The sequence below is a fragment of the Planctomycetia bacterium genome, from assembly GCA_034440135.1.
Classification (GTDB): domain Bacteria; phylum Planctomycetota; class Planctomycetia; order Pirellulales; family JALHLM01; genus JALHLM01.
Map to the genome: position 1 here is coordinate 1 of JAWXBP010000477.1, position 25,079 is coordinate 25,079.

The 25,079-nt window shown below is 61.9% G+C and carries 15 protein-coding genes and 1 other RNA gene; 7 read left to right on the plus strand and 9 right to left on the minus strand.

Annotated features, from left to right (window positions below):
- Positions 1-225: 225 nt before the first annotated feature.
- On the minus strand, positions 226-1,458 hold the full coding sequence (locus SGJ19_27155) for a hypothetical protein (protein ID MDZ4783943.1): 1,233 nt from the start codon (positions 1,456-1,458) through the stop codon (positions 226-228).
- A 480-nt stretch (positions 1,459-1,938) separates the two neighbouring features.
- Here SGJ19_27155 and SGJ19_27160 point away from each other — a divergent pair, with 480 nt between their 5' ends.
- Both SGJ19_27160 and SGJ19_27165 read left to right on the plus strand, forming a co-directional pair.
- On the plus strand, positions 1,939-2,316 hold the full coding sequence (locus SGJ19_27160; GenBank protein ID MDZ4783944.1) for a BlaI/MecI/CopY family transcriptional regulator: 378 nt from the start codon (positions 1,939-1,941) through the stop codon (positions 2,314-2,316).
- Positions 2,313-5,255 carry a M56 family metallopeptidase gene (locus SGJ19_27165; GenBank protein ID MDZ4783945.1) on the plus strand — a complete coding sequence of 981 codons (2,943 nt, stop codon included), beginning with the start codon at positions 2,313-2,315 and terminating at the stop codon, positions 5,253-5,255. The genes SGJ19_27160 and SGJ19_27165 overlap by 4 nt, the downstream gene beginning before the upstream one ends.
- 203 nt (positions 5,256-5,458) lie before the next feature.
- Here the strand turns inward: SGJ19_27165 and SGJ19_27170 are convergent, their stop codons facing one another.
- Together SGJ19_27170 and metG are read right to left on the minus strand one after the other, a co-directional pair.
- Positions 5,459-8,278, minus strand: a complete 2,820-nt coding sequence (locus SGJ19_27170) for a hypothetical protein (GenBank protein MDZ4783946.1) — start codon at positions 8,276-8,278, stop codon at positions 5,459-5,461.
- 210 nt (positions 8,279-8,488) lie between these two features.
- A complete protein-coding gene (gene metG, locus SGJ19_27175) occupies positions 8,489-10,522 on the minus strand; it encodes a methionine--tRNA ligase (GenBank protein ID MDZ4783947.1) in 2,034 nt (677 codons plus the stop codon).
- A 298-nt stretch (positions 10,523-10,820) separates the two neighbouring features.
- Between metG and SGJ19_27180 the strand changes: the two genes are divergently transcribed.
- From SGJ19_27180 to SGJ19_27190, 3 genes are all read left to right on the plus strand, one after another.
- On the plus strand, positions 10,821-12,509 hold the full coding sequence (locus SGJ19_27180) for a hypothetical protein (GenBank protein MDZ4783948.1): 1,689 nt from the start codon (positions 10,821-10,823) through the stop codon (positions 12,507-12,509).
- 213 nt (positions 12,510-12,722) lie between these two features.
- Entirely contained in the window at positions 12,723-13,949 is a 1,227-nt protein-coding gene (locus SGJ19_27185) for a DNA repair exonuclease (protein MDZ4783949.1), read from the plus strand.
- A complete protein-coding gene (locus SGJ19_27190) occupies positions 13,946-17,539 on the plus strand; it encodes an AAA family ATPase (GenBank protein MDZ4783950.1) in 3,594 nt (1,197 codons plus the stop codon). The genes SGJ19_27185 and SGJ19_27190 overlap by 4 nt, the downstream gene beginning before the upstream one ends.
- On the opposite strand, the gene SGJ19_27195 is transcribed toward SGJ19_27190, so the two are convergent.
- On the minus strand, positions 17,506-18,432 hold the full coding sequence (locus tag SGJ19_27195) for a hypothetical protein (GenBank protein ID MDZ4783951.1): 927 nt from the start codon (positions 18,430-18,432) through the stop codon (positions 17,506-17,508). The genes SGJ19_27190 and SGJ19_27195 overlap by 34 nt on opposite strands.
- A gap of 362 nt (positions 18,433-18,794) precedes the next feature.
- Between SGJ19_27195 and SGJ19_27200 the strand changes: the two genes are divergently transcribed.
- Positions 18,795-19,454 (plus strand): PH domain-containing protein, encoded by a 660-nt coding sequence (locus tag SGJ19_27200; protein MDZ4783952.1) that lies wholly within the window; start codon positions 18,795-18,797, stop codon positions 19,452-19,454.
- 26 nt (positions 19,455-19,480) lie between these two features.
- Here the strand turns inward: SGJ19_27200 and rpoN are convergent, their stop codons facing one another.
- From rpoN to ffs, 5 genes are all read right to left on the minus strand, one after another.
- The gene (rpoN, locus tag SGJ19_27205; GenBank protein MDZ4783953.1) at positions 19,481-20,986 is read right to left on the minus strand and encodes an RNA polymerase factor sigma-54; all 1,506 of its coding nucleotides are present in this window, start codon (positions 20,984-20,986) and stop codon (positions 19,481-19,483) included.
- Between the two features lie 130 nt (positions 20,987-21,116).
- A complete protein-coding gene (gene recR / locus SGJ19_27210; GenBank protein ID MDZ4783954.1) occupies positions 21,117-21,716 on the minus strand; it encodes a recombination mediator RecR in 600 nt (199 codons plus the stop codon).
- 42 nt (positions 21,717-21,758) lie between these two features.
- Entirely contained in the window at positions 21,759-22,115 is a 357-nt protein-coding gene (locus SGJ19_27215; protein MDZ4783955.1) for a YbaB/EbfC family nucleoid-associated protein, read from the minus strand.
- 14 nt (positions 22,116-22,129) lie between these two features.
- Complete coding sequence (gene dnaX / locus SGJ19_27220; protein ID MDZ4783956.1) at positions 22,130-23,860, minus strand: DNA polymerase III subunit gamma/tau; 1,731 nt, start codon at positions 23,858-23,860, stop codon at positions 22,130-22,132.
- Positions 23,861-24,065: 205 nt separating this feature from the next.
- An RNA gene (gene ffs / locus SGJ19_27225) (signal recognition particle sRNA small type) lies at positions 24,066-24,164 on the minus strand.
- Positions 24,165-24,571: 407 nt separating this feature from the next.
- On the opposite strand from ffs, the gene SGJ19_27230 reads away from it, so the two are divergent.
- Positions 24,572-25,054: a 3-hydroxyacyl-ACP dehydratase FabZ family protein gene (locus SGJ19_27230; GenBank protein MDZ4783957.1), complete on the plus strand. Its 483-nt coding sequence runs from the start codon at positions 24,572-24,574 to the stop codon at positions 25,052-25,054.
- Positions 25,055-25,079 lie beyond the last annotated feature (25 nt).

Sequence of the window (25,079 nt, forward strand, 5' to 3'; positions counted from 1 at the left end):
AAAAAACAACCCGAAACTTCGCCGGCATGATCAAATGGGCCTGCCTCTTACAATACCTGCGATATGACGTCAAAATCGCGTTTTGAGACAAGGCCTAGTATGTCGAGAGTTTTTCCAGCCTCCGAAGGCAATGAACTCGCTTCGTACACTCCCAAACGACAGCGGCCGCGTCATGACTGGCATGACGCGGCCGCGCGTGTTAATCAACGACTTGCTAACTGTTGGCTATTCCACCAGCGTCGTGATCTTCTGATACAGCCGGTTCGGGTGCTTCTTGGTATTGAAGCGTTGCAGCATTCCAGCGCTAATCAGTTCATCACGCATCGAGGGGCGGCTGCCGAAGCCGTTGCCGGAGACGGTGCCAGGTTCGAACGGATGGAACGAGAAAATCCCGTCCGAACCGCGGATGCGGCCGTACCAATCGCGGCCGCCGTCGAAGCGATCGACCGATTGATTGGTCGTCTTGTGGCACCGCATGCACGAGGCGCTATCGATCTCGATAAAGCCGGCGTCGTAGTTCTTGGGCACCACATGGTAGGAAGCCAGCGTTGTCGGCGCGAAGCTCTTCACGCCGTTTTTGCCCTCGCGCCATTTCTTGCCGAGGGCGGATTGGAACTTGGTGCTGCCGAGCAACTCGTTCACCAGGTTGTCATCGGCCAGATCCGGCAACGTGTCGACGCCCGCCTTCTGGGTGAACGCTGGACTGGGATGATCGTCTTCCAATTTGCGGTACGGCAGTGCTTTCGGCTTTTCCAAATGCTCGACGAACTTCACCAGGTTCGGTTGTTCCGCCCAGTTGGGACGCAGTTCCTTGACCCGCGCCGCGAGTTCTTCCGCCGTGGGGAAGGGGCGAAACACATCGACGTCCCAGTCGTTCGTCATCCGCGTGCGCGTGCGCACTTCGAATGTGCGGCTGAAACCGTCCGGACACTTCACGTACAACACTTCGCCGAACACGGTGCCGAGGGGAAAGGTCCAACCATAGCCTTCGCTGGAATCGCCGCGCAGGTATTTGCGATACCACACGACGGGCAACACCTTGCCGTTCGCATCCTTCGGCAAGTACATGAAACGGAATTCGCTGACGTCCGACGAACGATGCGTGCCCGCCGGTCCGTTCCAGGGAAACTCCAAGTTTCCGTTGCCGAACGGCTCGCCGCTGTTCGCGGAGATGTTGTAGTCGGCCGTGTGAACGCCTTGCAGATCACCCGCCCACAGCTGGTAAACGCGGGGCATCTCGGCTTCGGTGTAAATGAGCAAACGCTCGTCGTCGAACATCGTTTGCACATGCACGTCGGCCACTTTGGGCAACAGCTTGCGCAAGCGGGCTTCTTTTTTCGCAGACATCAGCTTGAGCGGCTTGGCTTCGGCGGCTTGCGCTGTGACCTCCGGTTGACGCGAGGCTTCCGCGTCGCCCGCGTTGGCCAAGGCCAGTATCGCCACCAACAATGCTTGCATCGTCTCGTCTCCGTACACTGATTCAAGAAACGTTGAGGAACACTGCCGCCGCTTCGCAGCGCCGATCCACGGCGCATAGTACGGAGCACAAGGCAGTCGCCCGCCATAACAAGCGGGCTCACCATGCGCGGGAGTGTTCCGCGCGCACGACGGTGTGGTGATCAACAACTACATGGCGTGGGCGTTCATCAGGGGTTCAGCTCGTCGGAAGTAGTTCGTGCATCCTGCGGCGAGCTTGCATCCTGCATCTAGGAGGGCGATGAACGTGAGCGATCCGGTTCCGTCGGCGGATCGCCCGTCGGTATGTGCAATGAGCCTAGTCGAGCGTCCAACACGGTGCAACCACCGGATAGCGGGGTACGAGGGGTTGATTTTTTCCAAGATCAATGAACCGAAAACGAACTGTTGACGTAAGACGACTACTTCAGTAGTATTACCCGAGTAGTTGACAGGGAGTTTTGAACGGCAGTGGAGGTCGCGATGAAGAAAGTGCGTTTGGGAGTTCTGCAACTGAAGATCATGAACGTGCTCTGGGAGCAAGGTCCCGCCACGGTCGCGGAAGTGCAGGAACGCTTGGTCGACGGCGCGGAGTTGGCGTACACGACGATTGCCACCATGCTGCGCAAGATGGAAGTGCGCGGACTGGTAAAGCACAGGAGCGAAGGACGGCGCTTTATCTACCGCGCGGGTGTGGAACCGGAGGCGGTCTCGCGCACGATGGTCGACGACCTGATCGACCGCGTGTTCGGCGGCAGTTTGGCCGATGCCGTGAGCCATCTGCTGGAGACGCGCGACGTCAGCCGCGACGAATTGCGCCAATTGGAAAAACTCATTCAACAACGCAAGCAACAACGATGAACGACGCGATGATTCCGACGGCGCTCGTCACGACCGCCGTATTTCTCGCCGCAGCCACGGCCATCACCGTAGCTCTTGTCGCGCTCGCGGCGCGCGGGCTACGTGAGCCAGGCACGCATCGCACGCTCTGGCGGGCGGCGCTGGCGACTATCTTCACTCTGTTTGTCGGCGAAGCCACCGGCCTGTTCGCTGCTGGCGGCGCATGGATGCGGTATCAGCTCGCATCGCCAAAGCGGCGGGCAGATGTTGTTCCACTTCCACTCATTGCCGCAGTCGACTTCGAACCCGCATCACTCGCCGTGATTGACGAGGAACTGGATTCGCAGCTTGCCTCGGAAGCCTCGGCGGAACCGATGTCGCCGGAGGCGCAAGCCATCGACGACCGTGTTAGTGAAGTTGAATTCGACTTTGAGGCGGACTTAGCGCTGGTAGAACTGCCGGAGGACGTCGCATTTGGAAGTCCGGAATTGACGGAGCAGGAAGTTGTTGCTGGGGAGTCGTTCGCTACTGTGCCAAGTGCATGGGACGAAATCGAGCCAACGCGCAGTGCAACCCTCGCGCCGTCAGGAATCTTGATTCCCTGGCAACGCATCTTCGGCTGGACGTGGGCCGCGATCGCCGTCGCGTTGACGCTGCGATTGACCTTCGCGCGGTTTGTCTGGCTCTGGCGGTATCGTCACGCGCGACCGGTGGGCGATCGCGAAATCAAGCAGTGCGTCGGCGCCCTGGCGCGCGAGCTGGGCTTGCGCCGTCGCGTGGCGATCTGGTCGTCGCCGCGCTGGGTGGCGCCGGTGGCCTGGGGCGTCTGGCGGCCGTCGATCGGGTTGCCGGAGGATTTTCGCGAGACATATTCGCAGGCGGAGCGCGACGCGATGCTCGCACATGAGCTGGGACATCTCGCGGCGCGCGATCCGGCCTGGCAATGTCTCGCCGACGGCGTCGTGGCCTTGCTCTGGTGGGCGCCGTGGTGCTGGTGGCTGCGAAGGCAGTTGCGAATCGCGGCGGAGTGGATGGCGGATGAAGCATCGCTGCTGGTGACCGACGGACCGCAGGCGCTCGCTGAATGCCTGGTGCTGCTCGGTCGCCGCCTGACGCCGGAGCCCGCGGCCTCGTTCTCGGTGACCGGAAGTTTTCGATCCAATTTGGGAAGACGCGTCGAGCGCCTGTTGCAGTTAGCCGAAGCGACAGGCGTGGAGGGCCGCGCGCGACGACCGGATCGCTGGAGGATGCCGGCATTGGCGTTGTGCGCGGCCTTGAGCATGGTGGCAGGTTCGGCCTGGGCACGTTCTGGAATTGAGTCAACACAAGGAGCGGATCACATGCGATGGTTTGAACAATCCTGGCGCCGGTCGTTGGCCGGCGGCATTGTATCCTTGGCGCTCGGCGCGCCGACCACGGCAATCTTGGCCGAGGAAGTCGATTTCGAAGTAGCAGTCGCCGTCGATGACGACGACGACGACAGTGTTGACGACGCCGATGACGAAGCGGAGGCCGCGGCAGAAGAAGCTGCAGAAGAAGCTGCAGTAGAGGCTGCCGAGCAGGCGGAGGAAGCAGCTGAAGAGGCGGAAGAAGCCGCTGAGGAAGCGGCCGACAACGCCGAAGAAGCAGCGGAAGAGGCCGAGGAGGCCGCAGAAGAAGCGGCCGAGGAAGCTGAAGAGGCCGCTGAAGAAGAATCTGAAGAATCCGAGGAATCGGACGAAGCCGCTGAGGAAGAATCTGAGGACGCGGAAGACGATGCCGACGACGACGATGATGACTCGGATGAGAAACAAGACGACGGCGATGTCGACGAGGAGGATGTCAATGTCGATATCGAAGTCGAGATCGACGCCGTCGGCGAAGAAATCGCCGCCGCGATGGAAGAAGTCGATGAGGAACTCGCCGGCGCGCTCGATGAGGTCTCCGTCGAGATCAAAGCCGGCTTGTCCGAGGTTTCGGAGGAGCTCGACTCTGCGTTAGCCGAAGCGGACGAAGCTGTCGTCCGAGTGCAGGCCGAGGTCGAAGTGGCGCTCGAGGAAGCCAAGGCCGAGCAAGGCGACGAGAATGGCGAAGCCTCCGAGGAAGTCAAGCAGAAAGTGGCCGCCAAGGCGGATGAGGCCAAAGCGAAGGCCATGCACAAGGCGATTGAGGGCCAGCGAAAGGCGCTTGACAAAATGCGCGAGAAGCTCGGCGAGGGCCTGAAGGATCGTGAGGAAAAAACTCGCGGCATGCAGGAAAAGATGCACAAGCAGCGCGAGAAGACGGTCCGCAAGCTCGAAGAAGCCCGGGGGAAGGCGCAAGAAAAGTTGAAGCAAGCCCGCGACAAGGGTGGCCCGGAAGCCGAGGAGTTGGAAGGCAAGCTGCACGAGCAGTTGGGCCAGATGGAAAAGCAACTCGTCGAGCAAGAATTCATGATGCAGGACCGCATGCGAGAAGCGAAACGAGCTCAACAAGACGCCCATCGCGAAGCCGTAGAGCGGCTCAGGATGGAGGAACAGCAAATGGAGGAGCGCATCCAGCAGCAACTGGGACAGGACGGCGAGGAGCGAGCCGTCGTGCGCAAACGCCTCAAGGATCAGAATCAACAGCGCGGCAAGGCCCGTGGGCAGTTGCTGAAAGCGCGTGCGGACCAGAAGCGGGCCGAAGGGCGAACGTCCGATGAGGCGCAGCAGAAGCATCTTCACGACGTGATCGACCAGCTGCGCAAGCAAGGTCACGAAGATGCCGCGAGTCAGGTGGAGGAGATCTTTATAAATCAGATCTCGGAGGACGAAGAGGAAGTCGTTGTGGAGAAGGGCGACAAGGACTCGAACGGCAAGCAGGGGCCCGACGGCGAACTGCAAGGTCGCGTCGACGAGCTTCAAGGCGAAGTCAACGCCCTGCGCGGTGAAATCGGCGAACTGCGCGATCTCTTGAAGCAAGCGTTGTCCGAGAAGAAGGACTCGCCCCCGGCGCCGTAGCTCACGCTCGGCACAGGGGACGATTCTGCCCAAGCCCAGGGAGGGTCCCAACGACGCCGGTGATCCCGACATCATCGGTGGCCTTCCCTGGGCTTTTTATGTTCACACGATCCACGCCGCTAAGCCCAGGGAAGGTCTTCGAAGTCTTTGCTATCGGCAACGACTACTTGTGACCTTCCCTGGGCTTGTCTTGTTAACGCGATTTACTTCGCCACTTCGCGTTGCAGTTCGACGCGGGCACGCAGCCCCTGTTCCTCGAACGTCAGCCCGAAGTTGCCGCGGCGGAGTTGTTCGAGCGGCGCGACTTCGACGTTCTCCAGCTTCGGCGTCGCAGGGCTGCCGAAGACGGTCGATTCCATCGTCTGGTACTCGTCATTCCAGACGTACTCGCCGCCGCCGGCGCAGACTAATCTGGCTTGCCAATACGTTTCATGCAGCTTGACCGGGTCTTGATCCGGGAAGCGGCGCTTCCATTCGTTCAAGATCGGCAAGTTCTGCCACGACAGCCGTTGCAACTGCTTGCGGTATTGATCGCCGCTCAGTGCAAACTGGGCCTGGGCCGCCTCGCGATCGGCCTGCAATGAGACGTTCTCACCCAACCAGGGCTGCACCGATTTGGCCGGCTGCTGCGGTTGATCTTTCGCCGCGGGAGCAGATTGTCGATCGATAGCCCGCTTCAGCACGTCCTCGTTAGGCGTCAACACCAGGGCGCTGCCGACGACGCTGTAGTACAACGCCGCGTTCTCCGGCACGCCGGTCTCGCCGGCCTGCGCCGTGGCGCCGATCTTGACGTAGGCATGTTCGCCATGCTTGAGCGATTCCCAAGCCGTGAGGCCCGGCGCGGTTTGTTCGATGAACGCCCGCAGTCCCGTCAGGAACCCGGCGAGTTTGAGATTACTCTTCGAATCGATCCGCACCGCCAATGGCACGGCAAAGTTGTGTTCGTTCAGGAACTTCTCGCGATCCTGGTTCGTGAGTTGCGGATTCAAAAGCTCCGCCCAGACGGGATCACGGTCGAGGTACACGCCTGCCGTATCGCCAAGCCAACTCAACACGTCGATCTTCGCGCCGGGGGCCATCGCCGTGGCCAGGCCCGCGTATTGCCGCACCGGCAGCGCGTCGCGATTGATCGCCATGATGAGATGGGCGAACGTGTCATGCGGATCGCCGGCGCCCTGCGCGATTTTCGCGCCGCGGGTGATGGCGATGAACTGCGCGTACTCCGTGTTGGCGATGAGCGGCATGACGGTCATGTCGGCGCCGAGGAGGTCTTCACGCACTGTCAACCGCACGGCCACGGGATCGAAAGCCCAACGCCAGTTGCGTTGATAGTTCGTGCGCCAGCGATCATAGGCGTCCCGTTCTTCCGCGGTGACTTTGTCGATCACCAATTCCGAAATCGGCGTCTGGAAATCAAGCGTGTTGTAAACGGGCGAACGCACGCCGGTCGGTTCCAGCATCAGTTCGCCAGAGCTGATCATCGTCAGATCGGTGTGAATCGGGCCGGACTGTGCTTTGCCCTTGACGATCCGCTCCAGATAGGTCGCCTGCATTTCGGCGAGCACGGCGACGTCGCGCGTGCGGCGCGACCCGGCGATCCGCCATTTCGGCCCGCACCAACGACGAATCGTGGCGTCGGACAGAAACACGAGCGCCGTTTCTTCCTCAACACCGCGCGGATAACGATCGCGGAAGAACGTGAACTCCGGCAAGGAAGCGAGCGACGCGGATTTACTTTCCACGACCGCGGCGGCGCGCTCCATCTGATGGGGCGAATTCGTCAGCAGTACCGCGCCCGGCAGCGCTGCAACATACCCGCTAATGCGTCGATCGTCCGAGCGGAGGCCTTGATACGCGACTGGGCCGATCTCGACCTTGATCTCGTGCGCTGTTGTTCCCTGCGCATTCAGTTTCATGTTGGCCCAAAGGATGTCTCTGAGCGCCTCCGGGTTATCCGTCTCGAACAGGAACGCCACATCCGTGCCGACGCGAAAGTACGGATCGCCGCCGGTGAGCGCGACGCTCTTTACGACCTGGCCGCCCAAGAGTCGGGCCGCCGAGTTCAAGGGCACGCCGAGTTGCGTTTCGTAACGGGCGACGCTGCGCGCGTCTTCCGCGCGAGGTTCCGTGAGTCGCAACACGGGCGCGGTGTTGCCCTTCAGTTCGTCCACGGTCCGCAGAAACGCGGCGAACGACGGGAAGAACAGCGCGTGTTGATCGGACGGAATTAGCTTGGCGAGCGGATCGAGCGCCGGCGCCTTGCCTGCATTGAGCTTGGTCCAATCGATCTCCGCGATGGTGATCCCTTCAATTTCGGCGAGCGGGACTGTCAACTCGGTCGAGTCGCCGGCGGGATTCAACGGACGATCCAGCGCCAGGTTTTCACTCAACGCCCGGCCGCCGCTGAACAAGGCGTAGGTTTGGTCCAAATCGGTCCCGCCGAACTGATTGAATCGGGCCACGTCCGCCGCCGGCGCCTGCGGAGCTTGATTCAACCGGCGTCGCGTTTCACGTAACTCATGCCGGAACCAAGCGGCGCCGGGGACTTGTTCGTTCAAGAGTTGTTGCAGTTCCTCGACTTTGGCAAGCTGGAAGCGCTCTCCGCTCGGCAGTCGATACTTGTCCGCCGGAATGCGGAACCGCACGATGGCGTATTCGCTCATCTCCTTGGACGGCAGATAGACGCGGCCGTTGACCTCGCGCGCCGCCGGTACGCGGACCAGCACTCGGGCGTCGAGCAAGTTTTGTGCGGTGAACGACCAGGGCGTGGCGCGATTTTCCATCTGCACGATGCCCTCACCGCCGCCGTCGATCGCCACGTACGGCGAAGGCGAAGTGCGCTGGCCCGACAGCGGCCACTCTAGTTGCGCTGTGAGGTCATACTCCGGCAGCTTCCCGTCGGTCAGCTCCAAATCGGCGACACGGACGTCATAGAAAACGTCCTCGGCGTTCGCCGTGGATGCCAGCGCGGCGAGGATGACGCCGCAAGTCATGCGCAAAAGCGCGCGAGGGATCGGTCTCATGGAATTGAACTCCAACTGGGGAAACGCGGTGCTTGCCAATAGACTATAGGCTACGGGCGCGGCCGGATATAACGCGCGTAGCGCGCGGTTTCTGGGCTCGCCGCGGAATAGAAAAAAGCCCAGGGAAGGCCCTCGTAGTCGATTTGTTCTTCGACGACTGGGGTGGCCTTCCCTGGGCTTAGCGCGAACGCCCTTTGCTTCAAAAGATCGTTAGTGCAACCGCTGCCCCGGTTGCGCCCCGCTGTCTGGGCTGAGCAGGAACACGTCCTTCCCGCCGGGGCCAGCGGCGACGACCATGCCTTCGCTGAGGCCGAATTTCATTTGCCGGGGCTGCAGGTTGGCAACCACGACTACGAGACGGCCGACGAGTGAATCCGGTTGGTACGCCGCCTTGATGCCGGCGAAGACCGTGCGGCGTTCTTCGCCGCCGAGGCTGACCGTGAGCTTCAACAACTTGTTGGCCGTGGGAACTTCCTCGGCGGTGACGACCCGGGCGATGCGGAGATCGAGCTTGGCGAAATCGTCGATCGTGATCGTCGGTTGCAGCGGCTCGGCGGTGAGCCATTCGCCGCTGTCGCTCGTAGCTGCGGCGGGAGTTTCGGGAGCGCTTTCCTTGCTCGCTTCAATCATCGCGGATACCTGCGTGGGTTCGACTCGGGTGAGCATGTGTTGGAATTTATTGACGGGCGCGGCGATGCGCGGCGTGACGGCCTCCGACCAACTGGTGATCGGTTCGCCGAGCAATTCGCCAGCTTGTTGTGCCAATCGCGGCAGCACCGGCGCCAGGTAAATTGCAAGTTGCCGGAACAAGTTCAGGCCGATCGTGCAGACGTCCTGCAGTTCGCGCTCCTTGCCGGGTTCTTTTTTCAAGACCCAAGGCGCGCGATCGTCGATGAACTTGTTTGCGTGGTCGGCCAGCAGCATGATGTGCCGCATGGCCTGGTTGTAATCGCACGATTCATAGTGCGCGGCGATCGTCTCGCCGGCCGTGGCGGCGCGCTCGAACAGCCCGCCGTCGTCCGGATAGCTCGGCGACAGTCCCGTGGTCTTCAAGAAGCCCGCCGTGCGGCTGGCCAGATTGACGACTTTGCCGACGAGATCGGAATTCACCTTGGCGACCAGCTCGTCGAGGTTCATATCGACGTCGTCCAAGCGCGAGCCGAGCTTCGAGGCGTAGTAATAGCGCAGGAACGAGGGATCGAGGTGCTCCAGGTACGTCGCCGCGCGGACGAAGGTGCCTTTGCTCTTCGACATCTTCTCGCCGCCGACGGTGAGAAAGCCGTGGATGTGGACCCTCGCCGGCAGGTTGTAGCCGGCCGTCTTGAGCATCGCCGGCCAGAACAACGTGTGGAAGTACGTGATGTCCTTGCCGATGAAGTGATGCACTTCCGTGGCCGGGCTGCGCCACCAATCGTTGAGCTGCTCGCCGTTGCGTTTGCACCATTCCCAGGTGGAAGCCAGGTAACCAATCGGCGCGTCGAACCAGACGTACCAATAGTCGCCGGGACTGTCGGGGATCTCGAAGCCGAAATACGGCGCGGGACGCGAGATGTCCCAATCCCGCAGCGGCTCGCCGAGGAAATGTCCCTTCAAGTAGTTGGCGACCTCGTCCTGCAGGTGCTCGCCTCCTTGCGACCAATCCTCCAGAAAGCCGTGCAGTTGTTCGATGTTGACGAACAAGTGCCGCGCACTCCGCACTTCCGGCGTCGTGCCCGTGTGAACGCTGATCGGGTTGATCAACTCGGCGGGCGAGTACGTGGAACCGCACTTGTCGCAGCTATCGCCGTATTGATTCTCCGACTTGCAGCGCGGGCACGTTCCTTTGACAAAGCGGTCGGCCAGGAACGTACCGGCCTTGGTATCGAAAAGCTGCGTCACGTCGCGTTCGATCACCAGGCCCGCGTCGCGCAGGGATTTCCAGAACACCGCGCACAGTTCGCGATTCTCCGGGCTGTTCGTGCTGCTGTAGTTGTCGAAGGCGACGTCGAAGCCGGCGAAGTCGCGGATGTGGTGCTCGCGCATGTCGGCGATGAGCGCCTCTTCGCTGCGTCCCTCTTGCCGGGCGCGGATCATGATCGCCGTGCCATGCGTGTCGTCGGCGCAGATGAAGATGCAGCGATGCCCGCGCAATTTCTGGAAGCGCACCCAGATGTCGGTCTGGATGTACTCGACCAGGTGGCCAATATGAATATGGCCATTGGCGTAAGGCAGCGCGGCGGTAACCAATATACGGCGAGGCGTCATGCGGGCCTATCGAGACGGTTGCGGAGCCGGTCAATGCAGTGCGGCATTCTACCGGGTGGGCCGAAAATGCGGGAGACGGCGGTTGGTAACTATAGCACGGGTGTTTTCGATCAGTTTGAAGTTTTCAGTGTTCAGTTTTCAGTGCTTGGGCTCGAAGTCCTCACTGAAAACTGAACACTGAAAACTTCAAACTGCCCCAAAATAGGATTCGCGTCGCCGTTGACCGGTTCGCCTGGATTTGCTATTTCCCCGCGCTGACGGCCCCGGTTCTCACTTTTTGGTTGCACGGAGGTAGGCCATGCGGAAGGCGTTTGCACTGCGGCTTGGGCTAGCGGCATTGATGGTTTTTCAGAGCTTCCCGCTCCGCGCGGACGCGCCGGACGCCGCCCATCGTGCGGAATTGCAGCAGCGCCTCGACGCCAAGCTGGCCGAATTGGAGGCCGTCGAGCGCGAGGTGCAGCAACTCCAACAGGAACTGAACCTGCGGCCGCAGTTGATGGTTCACGTGAAGATGTTCGAGGTGAGCCTGACGAAGATGGAGCAACTCCAGATGGGTTGGGCGAAGATCCTGCCCGGCGCGAAGACCGGCCAGTCGCTTGATTTGGAAACACTCAGCGCGGTGGACTGCAAAATCGTCGACGAACTGGTCGCGAAGAACCTTGCCCGGATCAAGGCCGATCCCACGATTGTGACACTCGCAGGGCGGCCGGCTCAGTTTCACACAGGGGGCGAAACGCCAGTCGCCAAGACGTCCGACGGGCAAATCAAGTACGAGAAATTCGGCACGCACGTGGAATTGACTGGCTCGCTGACCGGCAAGGACCGAATTCGACTGGAACTGAAGGTCAACCAGTCGGACCTCGATTTTGGTCGGCTGATTGAGATCGACGGCAAGAAACACCCCGGGCTGCGGGTCTCGGAGATTCAAACGTCCCTGGCGTTGAAGCCCGGCGAGTCCGTGTTGTTGCCGGGGCGCACGGAAGAACGCACGGAAACGGCGCTCTACACCGGCGGCCGCAAGGTGACCCATGTCAACAAGATTCAATCGATGATGCTGGTCACTGCGGAACTAATCGAGGCGCCGTTGCCGGGCGTTTCGACGGTCCACCTACAGGGTCAACAGCCGCCGCAACCGGATCAGAGCGGCTATTCGTGTCAGGTCGGAGGAACTGGCAAGCTGATTGCGCCACACCCGCTGCCAATGCAGGAAGGCGTGAAAATCCAAGTCGAGATGATTGAATTGTCGCTGACGAAGCTGCGGAACCTCGGCTATGACGTTGACGACGTCAATGTTTGGAAATCTGCGATGGGGCTTGACAAGTTGCTTGAACAGAAACTGGCTGTCGCTGGCGACCAGGATGTGATTCTCATCACGCCGCCACGGGACGTCGAACGTATTCAGGGGCTTGTAAATAGCTTTCAAACACAAACGGCGAAGGTGGCCGAAAGCGGTGCGGCGAAGAATGTCGGCAGTCCGCGGGCATTCGCGAAAAGCGGAGAGCAGGTCTCGATGACGCTATCATCGCCAGGCGCACAACGCGAGACGCGTCAGGCGTCCTACGTTTCGCTTGGCCCCGGCGAACTCGTGAAGACGTCGGACGAGGTTGTGCAACTTGTCGACGCGGCGAATCCGCTGGGCTATCGCCTTGAGATGACGCCGACGGTCTTGGACCTTAAGAAAAATGAAGTCGAATTGACCTTGAACTTCTCGCTTAGCGAACCGCTCCCGGGCGCTGCGGCGAATGAAAGCGCGGCCCAGTCCGGCAATGTCGTTTCCCGCACTGAGCGGAAGTTGCATTTCATGAACGGGCAACACGCATTTTTCAGCGGTGAGAAGTTTCAACGCGCGGTGGTCGACTCGAACGGCGAGCAGAAGCCCGAGGTGATCGAGGAATTCGTGCCGGTGTACATGGTCGTGGCGTTTCCCACGTTGGTCGCTCCGGCAGTTCCTCCGTCGACGGCCGCGGAAAGCACGAGGCGCAAATAGCCGCGTCGTCCGTGGAGCCGGGAACGTCAGTGACCGGAGCGCGCCCAAGAAACGCGCCGTCTCCGGCGCGCTCCGGTCACTGACGCTTCCGGCTCATTTTGATTCTTGGCCACCGCCCGGCTGGCGTAGCCAGCTTTGCCCAGGCGGATTAAACTACCTCGATTGCCTGACCCGCTGGGGAGGTGGGTTTCGTTCTGGGTCTTGGAGGCCCTCATGGCCGAGCGGTCCTTCCGGTTGCTGCATGCTGGCGATTTTCATCTCGAACAACCGGCCCACGGGCTGACCGACGCGCCGGATCACCTGCGGTCGCTGCTCCTGGAGCTGCCGTACCGGGCGGCCGAGCGGGTGTTTGACCTCGCCATTTCCGAGCGGGTCGATTTCGTCGTCCTGGCCGGCGATCTCCTGGACGCCTCGCTGGCCGGACCCCATGGGCCGAAATTCTTGTGCGAGCAGTTCGAGCGGCTCGCTTTGAGAGGCGTGCCCGTGTACTGGTCCTCCAGTGGGCTCGACGCCGCGGAGCGTTGGCCGCACGGCTGCCGGCTGCCAGACAACGTCCATCGGCTGGTCCGCAATCGCCAGGAAGCCTGCGTGTTCGAGAACGACGGGCAGCCCATGGCGTGGATCACGATCCCGCCGCACGAAACGTTCGAACGGCCGAGGCTGAGGGGCATCCCGTTGGAGCGCGAGGAATTGCGGCACATCGTCGTCGCGCACGGGGAGTACGTGCCGTTCGACCTGGATGAAAAGGTCGACTATTGGGCGCTTGGCGGCAAGCATCAACGCGAAACAGTGCGCGATTCCGACAGCGTCGCCCATTACGCGGGGACGACGCAGGGGCGCTCGTTCGCCGAGCCGGGCGTGCATGGCTGCACGTTAGTGCAGATCACGTCGTTCGCACCGCCGCGGTTGAGTTTCCTGCCGACCTCGGCGCTGGTTTGGCACGATTTGACTTTGGAAATCGACGAGACCACGACGCGCGAGCGGCTGGAACGCCTGTTGCGAGAGCGAACCGCGGCGCTGGCCGTCGCGCAACCCGAGCGCGACCAATTCATTCGCTGGATGGTGCATGGCAGCGGCCCGTTGTTGCGGCGATTGCGGCACGGCACGCTGGCCGCCGATCTGGTCGGCACGCTCCGCGAACAATTCGGCCGCACGCGCCCGGCGGTTTGGACCGAATCGCTGCGCATTCGCGCGGCGGATGTGATCGGCACGACCAGCGAGGAGGACACGCTGCTCGGTGCGTATCTGCGCGAGCTGCGAACTTACCGCTTCGACGAACAACAGCCGCTCGACCTGCGCGAATACCTGCCGGAAGGCCGCACGCCTGACGCTTTGGGGGACGCGGCCTGGCGCGACAGCGATCAGCCGCGCACGGCGTTGCTCGAGGAAGCCGCCGCGTTGGGCATCGATCTGCTCAGCGAGCCGGAGGAGCTGTCATGAAAATCCACGAACTTGCCGTCTCCGGCTTTGGCGTCTGGCGCGATTTGAAGCTCTCAGGCTTGAGCGACGGCCTGAACGTCTTCTACGGTGCAAACGAGTCCGGCAAGACGACATTGATGCAGTTCGTCTGCGCGATGTTCTACGGTTTCTCGCCGGCGCGGCGCAAGCGGTACTTCCCGCCCGTGCATGGCGGGTTGCCCGGCGGCGCGTTGCGATTGCAGAACTCGCAGGCCTGGACGCTCGATCGTCACGACTTCGACGCTGAATTCGCGCCGCTCGGCAAATGGTCGCTGGTAGACGAACATGGCATGCCGGCCGAGGACTCGCGGCTGCGCGAACTCTTGGGGGGCGTCGACGAAGCCACGTACGTCAACATTTTCGCCGTCGGGCTGCACGAGCTGGAAGAGCTGCGTTCGCTAAGCGACACCGACGCCGCAGATTTGCTCTATAAGCTCAGCAGCGGGCTGGACCGCGTGTCCCTCGTGGAAGTCATGCGCGAGCTGGGCGTTTCGCGCAATCGGTTGCTCGCGTCCGACGGCCGCGTCTCGCAAATCACGCAACTCGAAGGACAACGCGCACGCATCAGCGGTGAGATCGACGAGCTCCGCGCGGCCGTGGATCGGTATGCGGAGTTGTCAGGCGACCAGCACGATTTCGACACTTCCGTGCAGCGACTTCAAGACGACGTGCGGCACTACGAACGCGAGGCGCGATTGCTCGAAGCCGCCGTTGGCCTGCGCGAGAAATGGGCCGAACGCCGCCGTCTCGCGCGGCAGTTGGGCGAGTTCGGCGACGTTCCGAAATTCCGCCCTCAGGTGTTGGAAGAGCTGGACGAAATGAACGCCCGGATCGCGCGGCGGCGCGAACAACTGGCGAAGTGGAAATCGCGACAACGTCGCGCGCGTCGCTTGGCCAAGGGGCTGCAAGTCAACGAAGCCCTGGAGCGCCAGGCGCCGCGCATCGCGGCCGCGGCCGAGCAATTGGCGTGGATCGGTGATCTGGAAAAACAAGTTGCACAACTGCGCGACGAAGTCGCCCAACTGGAAAAACAGTCTGCAATCGCCGCAGCGACGCCGAAACCGAAACCGGTTGTCGCGCAACACAGCTATAAGACGCCGCCGCAACAAGCGATCGCACAACTGAAACCTTTGTCGATCGCCTTGCGCAAGGCCAAAGAAAGCCTGCAGGCAGCACATGAGCTGCATCGCGCCACCGAAGCGACGGCTCAAAAACTTGCGGCTGTGCCGAAACCCTTGCCGATGCCAGTCGTGCGCCCGCCAGCGAGTTCGATCGAGGCGGCCGGCGCATTGGTGACGTCGCTGCGCAAGCGGATGCAACTCGAAGAAAAGCTCGAAAAGCTCGCCTTGCAAGAAGCAGAGATCGCCGACCAAGGCCGGCTGCACTTGGAGCATCGCGTGCTTTCCAGCAACATGATGATGGTGCTCGCCGTGCCGTTTGTCGGAGGCTCCACGGCCGCCTTTGGCAGCTTGTTTCTGGGCGACGAGCTATTCGGCGGGAATTGGATCGGCATGTCGCTGCTGGGCGGCATTTGCGTCTTCGGCGCCGTGGCCGCTAAGAGCGTCATGGAGCACAAAGCGGCGACGCGGTACGAGGAAGCCCGCGAGCAATTGGAACAAGTGGAAACTCAGGCGACTCGACTGCGCTCGGAACGCGATCGGCTCGACGCGGAATTGCCGTCGGGTGGCGGCCCGTTGGCGGTGCGGCTCCGCACGGCGCAGGACGAACTGGCCAAGTTGCAAGGCGTCGTGACCGCGACGGAAACGCGCCAAGCGGTTCAGGACGAGGCCGTCGTCTCGCGCGAGCAATTGGACGAGGCCATCGACGCCTATCGCCGCGCCCGCAAACGCTGGCGCGAAAAGGTCGCGCAACTCGACCTCCCGGCGAACATTCAACTGCGGGCCTTGCGCGAACAAGCCGAAGCCGAAGCGAAAATTGTCCGTGAAGTCGTCCCAGAGGTGCCGGATGTCTCACGCCCGCTTGAATTAAAACGGACAGAGCTGCAACAGCGCAAGCGCGAGTTGGAATCGGTCGAGGAGCGACTGCGGCAACTGGTCGCGGAGACAGGCTTTGAGGTCTCCGGCGTGCGCCCCGCCGAGCAAATCCGGCAACTCCGCGCGGAACTATCGCGGCAGGACGACCTACGCGTGCGCCGTGAACGATTCATCGTTCGACGTCGCAAATGCACCGCGCGGTACGCCAAAGAACGACGCCGTTTGCGCCGTTCACTTCGGGCGCGTCGTCGGTTGCTTCGCACGACCGGCGTGTTGCGGGAAGATGAGCTGCGTCAGTTAGTCGCTACGCATTCACGCTCAGCGGCGCTTCGCCGCGATGCGGAATCGCTCGAACGCGAGGTGCTGGCGGCCATCGGCGGCGTCTGCACGTTGCCTGAGATCGCCGAGTGGCTCGACGCGGATCCAGAAACCGATCTCGAAGCGCGCTGGGACGCCACGACCGCCAAGCTCCAGGAATCAGAGCGGCAGTTGCGCGACTTATACGAGCGGCGCGGTCGGCGCGGCGAGCAGATTTCTTCGCTGTTGGCCGATCGACGCTTGCCAACCAAGGTGTTCGAGCTGGGGCTGGTCGACGAGCAATTACGCCAGGCCATCGACCGTTGGCGGGTCGTCGCCATGACCGGGAAAACGCTGGAGCAAGTCCGCCGAGACTTCGAACGCGATCATCAGCCAATTGTCTTGCGCGAGGCGTCGCATCATTTGGCGCGACTGACGCGCGGCCGATATACGCGCATTTGGGCGCCGCTGGATCGGCCGATCCTGCGAATCGACAACGCCGATGCCGAGACGATCGATGTGGAACAACTCAGTCGCGGCACGCGCGAGCAGATTTTCCTGGCTCTGCGGTTGGCTCTTGTCGCGGCGTACGCCCGGCGCGGCGTGCGATTGCCAGTGGTGCTCGACGACGTGCTCGTGAATTTCGACCAGGACCGCGCCGCTGCCGCCGCCGAAGTGCTGCGCGACTTCGCCGCCGAGGGACACCAACTGCTTGTGTTCACCTGCCACGAGCACATCTTCAAACTGTTCAAAGCGCTAAGGGTCGCCACGCAAATTCTGCCCGACCATGTGGCGGCTGTCGTGGAACTGCAGGTCATCGAAGCACCACTTCCGCCGCCGAAACGCGTCCCGCGGCCTCGCGCGCCACGCAAGCCGAAGGAGGTCGTTGCGCCGCCGGAATCGAAGCCCTTCCCGACGTTGACGATCGTCGAACGCCCGGAGCCAGTTCCGCCAACACCGCTGCCTCGTCCGTTACCGGTCATGGAAGAAGCGCTGCCGGAGATCGACTTCTCGGCGCTGCTGCAAGTTGTCGAAGCGATCATTCAGCCGGCGCCACCGATCGAAGCGTTGTCGTCTACGGTGCTACCGATCGTGGAGGCGATCCCTGCGCCGATCGAGATTTCGCTGCCGCCCAGCGAGCCGCTCCCTCCTGTAACTCCACTGCGTCCCAGGCGGGTGCGCTACTTCAGGGACGATCGCCATCGCTTCACGTGGGAAGACCCGGTCGATCTGAAGCCGACCGGCGATCACTTCCTGGATGACGAAGGGGAAGAGGCGTAGTCGTTCGCTTTGAGCGGCGCGGGCCAGGTGGCCGCACGTTTGCTACGCATCTCGACGGCCAGCGATCCGGCGCCGCTGAGCATCATGGCTTCGGCGCCTTCGCCGCGTTTGTCGGACAGCGTGACCGGGCCTTCCCAGACGAATCCGACGACGCGGCAAGTGTCGATATCAAGCTGCATTTGGCCTTCAATGCGCATCGCCATGTGCGGCTCCTCGGGCGAACGGGCCGTCATCTTGGCGTCCAGCAAGGCGTAGTTGCCGCGTGTCGTGGCGTGCGTTTCGCTGAGCGCCAACGTGAGCGACGCGACTTCGCCGACGGCGTCGCGGAAACCAAAGATTTCTCGCGCGATCTCCGGCGGCACGTCGATCGACGTGCCGCGTACAAATTCCCGGCCGTGCAGGAATCGCCCCAAGGCGTTCGGCCGCCCCACGGTGTCCATCGCGCGCGCCAGGTATTCCGCTTCCTCTTTGCTCGGCGTGCTGCCATCAGACGAGCTGACCAACAGATCCTGGCCGCTACGAGTGATCGTGTAAGTCCGCCGGGCGACCGGTTCGTCGACCGGCTCGGCAGGACGGTTGTCGCTGATTTGCGTTTCCTTCGCGACGTCGAACCGGACCGCCACCTGCGTAACGACGTCCTGCTGCATCGCCAGCACTTGCGTCCAACGGGTCTGCACGCGTTCCACCGATTTGACGGACTTGTACAACTCGCGCCCGTCGTGGCTGATCGTCAGCTTGAGGTCGATCAGAAAATCGAGCTCCTGGCAGGAAACTTCGCCAATCCGCGCCGGCACGAACCGGAACTGGCAGCTCTCGGCGGCCGTGGCCATGCGTCCGAGACTCATCGCTAGCAGTACGAGCAGCCAACGCGGGCGGGCGAATGGAAAGAGCATGGCGAGTCACCTTGAACGAAGTAACGACCGGCACGGCGGCGGGATGTTATCGCGAAATCGGGTCGGAAGGCAACGTCGACCACGGTTTCGGCCTCCGAAAACGCGCTATTCGAAAATAAGCCCAGGGAAGGCCTCCGTTAACTTTTTTATTGGCAAAGTCTCCGAGGGCCTTCCCTGGGCTTGGCGAGCACACGCTGCTTTTCCGTGCCCTTGGCCGGCGCCGGCAACTATGGAGCATTTCCCCCGTCAACGCTAAGATACGGCCGCTGTGTGAATTTGGGGGGATCGGCAAGAATCGCCGTCGTCGTGCGAATGGACTGCGAGTCGACCACGTTAAGCCGTCAGTCAGGAGCCGCAGCCCGATGAAATGCCCGAAGTGTGCGACGGAAGTTCAAATCGAGGCGGTCTATTGCCCGGCCTGCGGCGCTCGGCTGGACGAAGTCGCCGACGCGCGGCCGATGTCCGATTCCAACGCCGAGGGCAAGCAGAACTTCAACCAGCGGGTCGAGGTCTCCCGGGCCAAATCGGACACCGCCGAGCAAGACCTCTGGCAGGGCGGCTTTTCCCCGCGGGCCATGGTCGGCACTTGGATTCTCTACGGCGTGATTTCGATCGTGGCCTTGATTGCCTCATTCTTTTTGATGCCCGTGTTGACGCCGGTCGTGTGGCTGGTCACGATTCCGGCTCTCGCACTATTGTGGGCGTATCAAGGCGTTCGTTTCGCAGTCCGCCGGCTGGGGCTACATTATCGCCTCACCAATCAGCGGTTCTTTCACGAGTCTGGCATCTTCAGTCGCACGACAAATCGGATTGAAGTGATCGACATGGACGACATCACCTTCGTGCAAGGGTTCGTCGACCGCTTCTTCGGCGTCGGGACGATCAAAGTCTCGTCGACCGACATCACGCACCCGGTGTTGATGATCACGGGTATCGACGATGTGCAGAAAGTCGCGGGGTTGATCGACAACGCGCGCCGCGCCGAACGTCTACGCCGCGGGCTGCATATCGAGACGGTTTAGCAGCGTGCGACGAGAATCGTCGACGTCTACTTCGAATCCGGCGCTTTGCCGTTTTCCACGGTCCAGTCGCGGCGTTGGCGCGAGGTGGGGATGTTCATCGCCTTGCGGTATTTCGTTACCGTGCGGCGGGCGACCGTAATGCCGTGCTTGGCGAGTTCTTCGACCAGGGCGTCGTCGCTCAACGGGTCGTGCTTGTTCTCGTTGTCGATGATTTCCTGCAGCTTGAGTCGGACCGCGTCCCAGGCCACTTCCTCTCCGTCGGCGCTCGTGGTGCCGCCGCCAAAGAACCGCTTGAGCGGGAAGATGCCGCGCGGGGTTTGAATCCACTTGTCGTCGACGGCCCGGCTAACCGTGGTGACGTGGACGCCGACTTTATCAGCGATCTGCTGCATCTTGAGCGGCTCGATGTGCTCTGGGCCGCTGTTCAGGAACTCGGTCTGGTGATCGACGATCGCCTGCGCCACCTTGGTGAGCGTATTGCGGCGCTGCTGGATCGAGTCGATCAACCACTGGGCACTATTGATCTTCTGCTTGATGTATTCCTTGGCCTTGGCGTCGGCCTGACCGTTCATCAGCATTTGGCGATAGTAATTGCTGATGAACAAGTTCGGTGTGCGGCCGTCTTCGAGCCGCACCTTGTAGGAGCCGTCCGTCGCCTGCTCGATGAACACGTCCGGCGTCACCGAGGGGACGTACGTGTCGTTGAACCGCGCGCCGGGCTTGGGGTTCAGCTTGCGCAGTTCCTCGCGGGTCTCCTGAATCAACTCGATCGAATACCCGGTCTTGCGTTGAATGACCGGCAGCCGATTGTGTTCCAGGTCTTCGAGATGATTGGCGATGATCGTCCGCAATTGTTCGAAGAACGGCATCACGGAGGTGAGTTGCAAGAGCAGGCACTCCCGGAGATCGCGCGCGCCGACGCCCGGCGGGTCCAGCTTCTGCACGACCTCGAGCGCTTTGCGAGCCAGGACCAATCCATTCGGGCCGGCTTCCGCGTCGACCAGGTCTTCCAAGCGGCCTTGCAAGTAGCCGTTCGAGTCGAGGCTGTAAATGACCTTGTCGACCATCGGCCGGAGCGCCGCGTCCAGTCCGAACCAAGAGAGTTGATCGCGCAAATAATCGTGCAGCGATTGCGGGCGATCGACCATGTTCGCCATGGCGTCGTGCTTGCGGTCCCCTTCTTCCTCGATCCGGGCGCTCGATACCCGGGGGCGTTCGTCGTATTCGGACGACCACTCTTCGCCGAGGTTGAGCAGCCGCTCGAAATCGTCGGCGTTGTCCTTGGTCTCGTCGACGACCAGCTCGCGCTCTTCGGAAGTCGGCGCGTCCGGGTTCTCGACTTCCGCTTGCTCTTCGGGGAGGTCCGGGTCCTCCTCCTGCATGGTGAGCAGCGGGTTTTCCTCCATCTCCTGCTCAATCCGCTCCTCCAGTTCCATGATGGGGAGCTGCAGGATTTCCATCGACTGGATCATCCGCGGCGCCAGCATTTGCTTCTGCTGCATCCGCAGTTCTTGGCCGAAGGAAAGACGCATGGAAAGTGCCTTGAGAGCGCCGGTCGAGTATGAAAACGGGGTTAGGTGGTGTTCGGAATGATGAATGCAGAATGATGAATGCCGGAAGGCCCAATTCATCATTCATCATGCGTCGTTCATCATTTCTCCGTCAAAACTTCTGTCGTCCTGTCATGGCGTCCGCCAGAATTTCTTTGTTAGCAAATTCTAGCACGCTGCCGGTCGTGATCCCCCGGGCAAGTCGCGTGACCTGTACGGATTGATCGGCAAGCAAGTTGGAAATGTGCAGTGCCGTGCCATCCCCTTCCAACGTCGGGTTGGTGGCCATGATGATCTCCCGGACGCCGCCCGCCCGGACGCGTTTCACCAGGGCGTCGATGGTGAGCTGATCCGGGCCGATCCCCTCCAATGGTGCAATGCGGCCGAGCAGCACGTGATACCTGCCACGATATACGCCGGCCTGTTCCAAGGCCAGCAGATCGCGCGGCTGCTCCACGACGCAAAGCAACGACGGATCGCGACGCGAATCGCGGCAGATCGCGCACTCGTCGCCTTCGGCCAAATTATAGCAAATCGCGCAATGATGGACGTTGCGCTTCACATCGGCGATCGCCGATGCCAGCCCCAGGGCCTCGGCTTCCGGTACACGGAGAATGTGGTACGCCAGCCGCTCGGCCGACTTTTTGCCGATCCCTGGCAGTCGAGCGAACTCGTCGATCAGACGCGTGACAGACTCGGCAAACTCAGCCACGGCGGCACCGCGAGGAACGTTGTTCCAAGTTCAACAGGCCTCTCATCCCTTGCCTCCAGTTAAGCCGGCCATGGCTTCCTGGAGACCAGGCAGATTCATCCCGCCAGCGAGTGATTGCATCGCTTCGGCGTGGATTTGCCGGGCCTTGGCGAGCGCTTCATTCGTCGCGCCGACCAGCAGGTCTTCCAGCAGTTCCCGGTCTTCCTCCCGCATCAGTTTCGGATCGATCTTACAGCCGAGGACTTCCTGCAATCCGTTGACTTCGACCTCGACCATGCCCCCGCCCGCGCTGCCGGTGGTGCGACGGGATTTGAGCTCCGTCGAAATGCCTTCCAGCTTGCCGCCCATCTGCTGGGCCTGCTTCATCAGGGACGCCAAATTGCCCAATTGTCCAAACACGTTTGCCCCCACGTTCATTCCGGCGGCGCGACTTGCGAGTCGTCGACGTTCACCGGTTCGGCTTCGAAAAGTTCCATCGCGCGACGCACGAATGGTTGTTCCGACACTTCCTTCAAGCGGTTGCGTTTCACGGCGGGCCGGGCTTCGACCGGCATGTTTGCGCGCTCGGCCGCGGCCCCGTTGCCGGTGACTTCAATATCGACTTTTACGATCCGACCGGTCGCATCGTAAAGGGCCTTCTCGAGCCGCGCCAGCTTGTCCGGCTTGCGGCAGAGATCGGCGTAGGAATCATACTGCGCGCTAAAAACCAGGGCCAGCCGATTCGGGGCGACGAGACGCACGCAATCCGCGAAACCAGCGGCCACGCCCAACGAATCGGTAACTCTTGCCAAGGCGCTGCGCAAAACCGACTCGGCCGTGGCCTCGGTTAGCTCCGCCAACGGCTGCACCGGCACATCCGTAACTTCCGGCAAGGCCGTCACGGCCGCCGCTACGGCGGACTCAGACGCTTTTTTTTTAAGGTCGGGTTGGGTCGCTGATGCGGCGGCAGGCGGCAAGGACACCTGTACGTCGCCGCCAGCACGCAGCGCCCCCAGCAAATCCGAGAGGGCGACGAGGTTTTCCATCCGCGAGAGCCGCACCACGGCCAGTTCGGCCAGCGTGCGACCATAGGTGCTGAATCGCATCCGCGAAAGCGTCTGATCGACGACTTGGATCAGCGCCAATACGGTGTCGACGCCCAATCGTCGGCCCGTTTGCACGGCCTGCTGTTGCTGGGCGTTCGACGTGAAGCGAAACGACTCCGGTCCGCAGCCGGCGGCGGCCACAAGCAAATCGCGCAGGTAGCCGAGCAACTGGTCCATCAACAGTCCAGGGTCGACGCCTAGAGTAAACGCGCGATCCAGTTCGCCGAGCGCCGTCGCGGCATCGTGAACGAGAATGGCGTCAACCAAGGCCTCGATGCGTTCATCGCCAACGGTGCCCAGCAATCGCTGGACATCCTCGACGGTGATTCGCTCGCCGCCGAAGGAAAGTAATTGTTCCAGCAGCGATTGACTGTCGCGCATCGAGCCGTTTGCCCGACGGGCGAGGACCGCCAATGCGTCGGCATCGGCCTGGACACCTTCGGCGGCCGCGATCTGCGCCAGGCGATCTGCAATGGAGCGTGTCTCGATGCCGGCGAAATCAAACCGCTGGCAGCGCGACAGGATCGTGATCGGAATCTTGTCTGCTTCGGTCGTACAGAAGATGAACTTCACATGCTCCGGCGGCTCTTCCAGCGTCTTCAACAACGCGTTGAAGGCCTGCGTGGTGAGCATGTGGACTTCGTCGATGATGTAGATCTTGTAGCGCGCCCGACTCGGCCGCACATTGACGTTCTGCCGCAGTTCGCGGATCTCGTCGATGCCGCGGTTACTGGCGCCGTCGATCTCCAGCACGTCGACGTCGCTGCCCTGGCTAACGCCCTGGCAGATATCGCACTCGCCACAGGGAGCAGTTGTCGGCCCCTGCACGCAATTCAGGCACTTGGCCAAGATGCGAGCCGTCGACGTCTTTCCCACGCCGCGGGCGCCGGTGAAGAGATAGGCATGCCCCACGCGATTCGTATGAATCGCCCCGCCCAAGGCCTTGGCGACATGGTCCTGCCCGAGCAATTCGGTAAACGTCTGCGGCCGATAACGCCGCGCGACGACGACGTAATTCGTGTCGTCACCGGATGCAGCGGGAGATTTGGTATCGGACATTGCGCCCCCAAGAAGCGCGGGTGCCTGGGGCAGGGGCACACATCGCGCGGTATCCAATATCCAACGCGCTGGGGCTTAGTTCAATTCTTTAGTGGGCCGCCGCGATGCCCCAGACGTCACGCTCGCTTCGTCTTTCCGGGCGCCCCAGCCCCAGGCACCCGACAGTTTTTACGAAATGTCCATTAATGCGAGTCGCCCGGCGGCCTCCGACGAGAGGTCCACTACACAAGTGGATGGATGCTTAGGGCTGCTGTCTTTCGACCCTGACCCGGTTCACAGATCCCCATTGCAGGGACCTCTCGTCCGAGGCCGCCAGCGAAAGCACCGCCCGGCCGCCTGAGACGCTCCTTTGTACGGCTGACGCATCGCGACGTCAAACCAGCGCGGCAGGGAAACGAGGAAATCAGCGTCGACGAACGGTTCGACGACCCTATTGGCCACTAAGCCCAGGGAAAGCAGCCCAAAACCACTGATCCACCAAACAGTTGCGCCGGCTTTCCCTGGGATTCAGCGCGGATGTATGAGTAGGCGGTTTCTCCCCCAGGGGAGGCCTCCCATGTCGAGCAATATGGCCAAGCCTTCCAGGGCCTCCCCTGGGCTTAGCGGCCTGTCCGCGTTCGCGATCGCCACCAGCCCCGCCGTTGCCCCTGCTGCGCCCGCCGGATATAACTAGCGGCTTCGGTTTTTTGGGCTCAGGGGCGATCGGTTCCGATGCGGTTTACGTTGATCGACCGGGTGATTTCCCTCGAGCCGGGGCGGAAGATCGTCGCTGCCAAGAACTTGTCGCTGGCCGAGGAGTATCTGGCCGACCATTTTCCGGGCTTTCCCGTGATGCCGGGCGTGCTGATGCTAGAGGCGATGACTCAGGCCGGGGCCTGGCTCATCCGGGTGACCGAGGACTTCGCCCACAGCGCCGTGGTGCTCAAGGAAGCCCGCAACGTGAAATACAACAGCTTCGTCGAGCCAGGGCAGACGCTCCTGGTCACCGCGGAGCTGATCAGCGAATCCGGCCGCGAAGTGAAGCTCAAGGCCGAGGGTACGGTCGACGGCCAGGCCACGGTCAGCGCTCGGCTCACGCTGGAGCGTTACAATCTGGCGGAATCGGACGCCCGGAAGCAGGAAACCGACGACGTAGTCAAACAACAAATGCGCGAGTTGTTCGCGCTCTTATATCAGCCGGCGGCGACGGCCTAAGTGCGAACTCAAAACAAACCAAACG

Excerpts from the sequence above, each read along its gene's own strand:
- SGJ19_27160 (MDZ4783944.1), top strand. The coding sequence starts at position 1,939 with ATGAAGAAAGTGCGTTTGGGAGTTCTGCAACTGAAGATCATGAACGTG.
- SGJ19_27170 (MDZ4783946.1), bottom strand. The coding sequence starts at position 8,278 with ATGAGACCGATCCCTCGCGCGCTTTTGCGCATGACTTGCGGCGTCATC.
- SGJ19_27165 (MDZ4783945.1), top strand. The coding sequence starts at position 2,313 with ATGAACGACGCGATGATTCCGACGGCGCTCGTCACGACCGCCGTATTT.
- SGJ19_27230 (MDZ4783957.1), top strand. The coding sequence starts at position 24,572 with ATGCGGTTTACGTTGATCGACCGGGTGATTTCCCTCGAGCCGGGGCGG.
- SGJ19_27190 (MDZ4783950.1), top strand. The coding sequence starts at position 13,946 with ATGAAAATCCACGAACTTGCCGTCTCCGGCTTTGGCGTCTGGCGCGAT.
- SGJ19_27155 (MDZ4783943.1), bottom strand. The coding sequence starts at position 1,458 with ATGCAAGCATTGTTGGTGGCGATACTGGCCTTGGCCAACGCGGGCGAC.
- rpoN (MDZ4783953.1), bottom strand. The coding sequence starts at position 20,986 with ATGCGTCTTTCCTTCGGCCAAGAACTGCGGATGCAGCAGAAGCAAATG.
- dnaX (MDZ4783956.1), bottom strand. The coding sequence starts at position 23,860 with ATGTCCGATACCAAATCTCCCGCTGCATCCGGTGACGACACGAATTAC.
- metG (MDZ4783947.1), bottom strand. The coding sequence starts at position 10,522 with ATGACGCCTCGCCGTATATTGGTTACCGCCGCGCTGCCTTACGCCAAT.
- SGJ19_27200 (MDZ4783952.1), top strand. The coding sequence starts at position 18,795 with ATGAAATGCCCGAAGTGTGCGACGGAAGTTCAAATCGAGGCGGTCTAT.
- SGJ19_27185 (MDZ4783949.1), top strand. The coding sequence starts at position 12,723 with ATGGCCGAGCGGTCCTTCCGGTTGCTGCATGCTGGCGATTTTCATCTC.
- SGJ19_27180 (MDZ4783948.1), top strand. The coding sequence starts at position 10,821 with ATGCGGAAGGCGTTTGCACTGCGGCTTGGGCTAGCGGCATTGATGGTT.
- SGJ19_27195 (MDZ4783951.1), bottom strand. The coding sequence starts at position 18,432 with ATGCTCTTTCCATTCGCCCGCCCGCGTTGGCTGCTCGTACTGCTAGCG.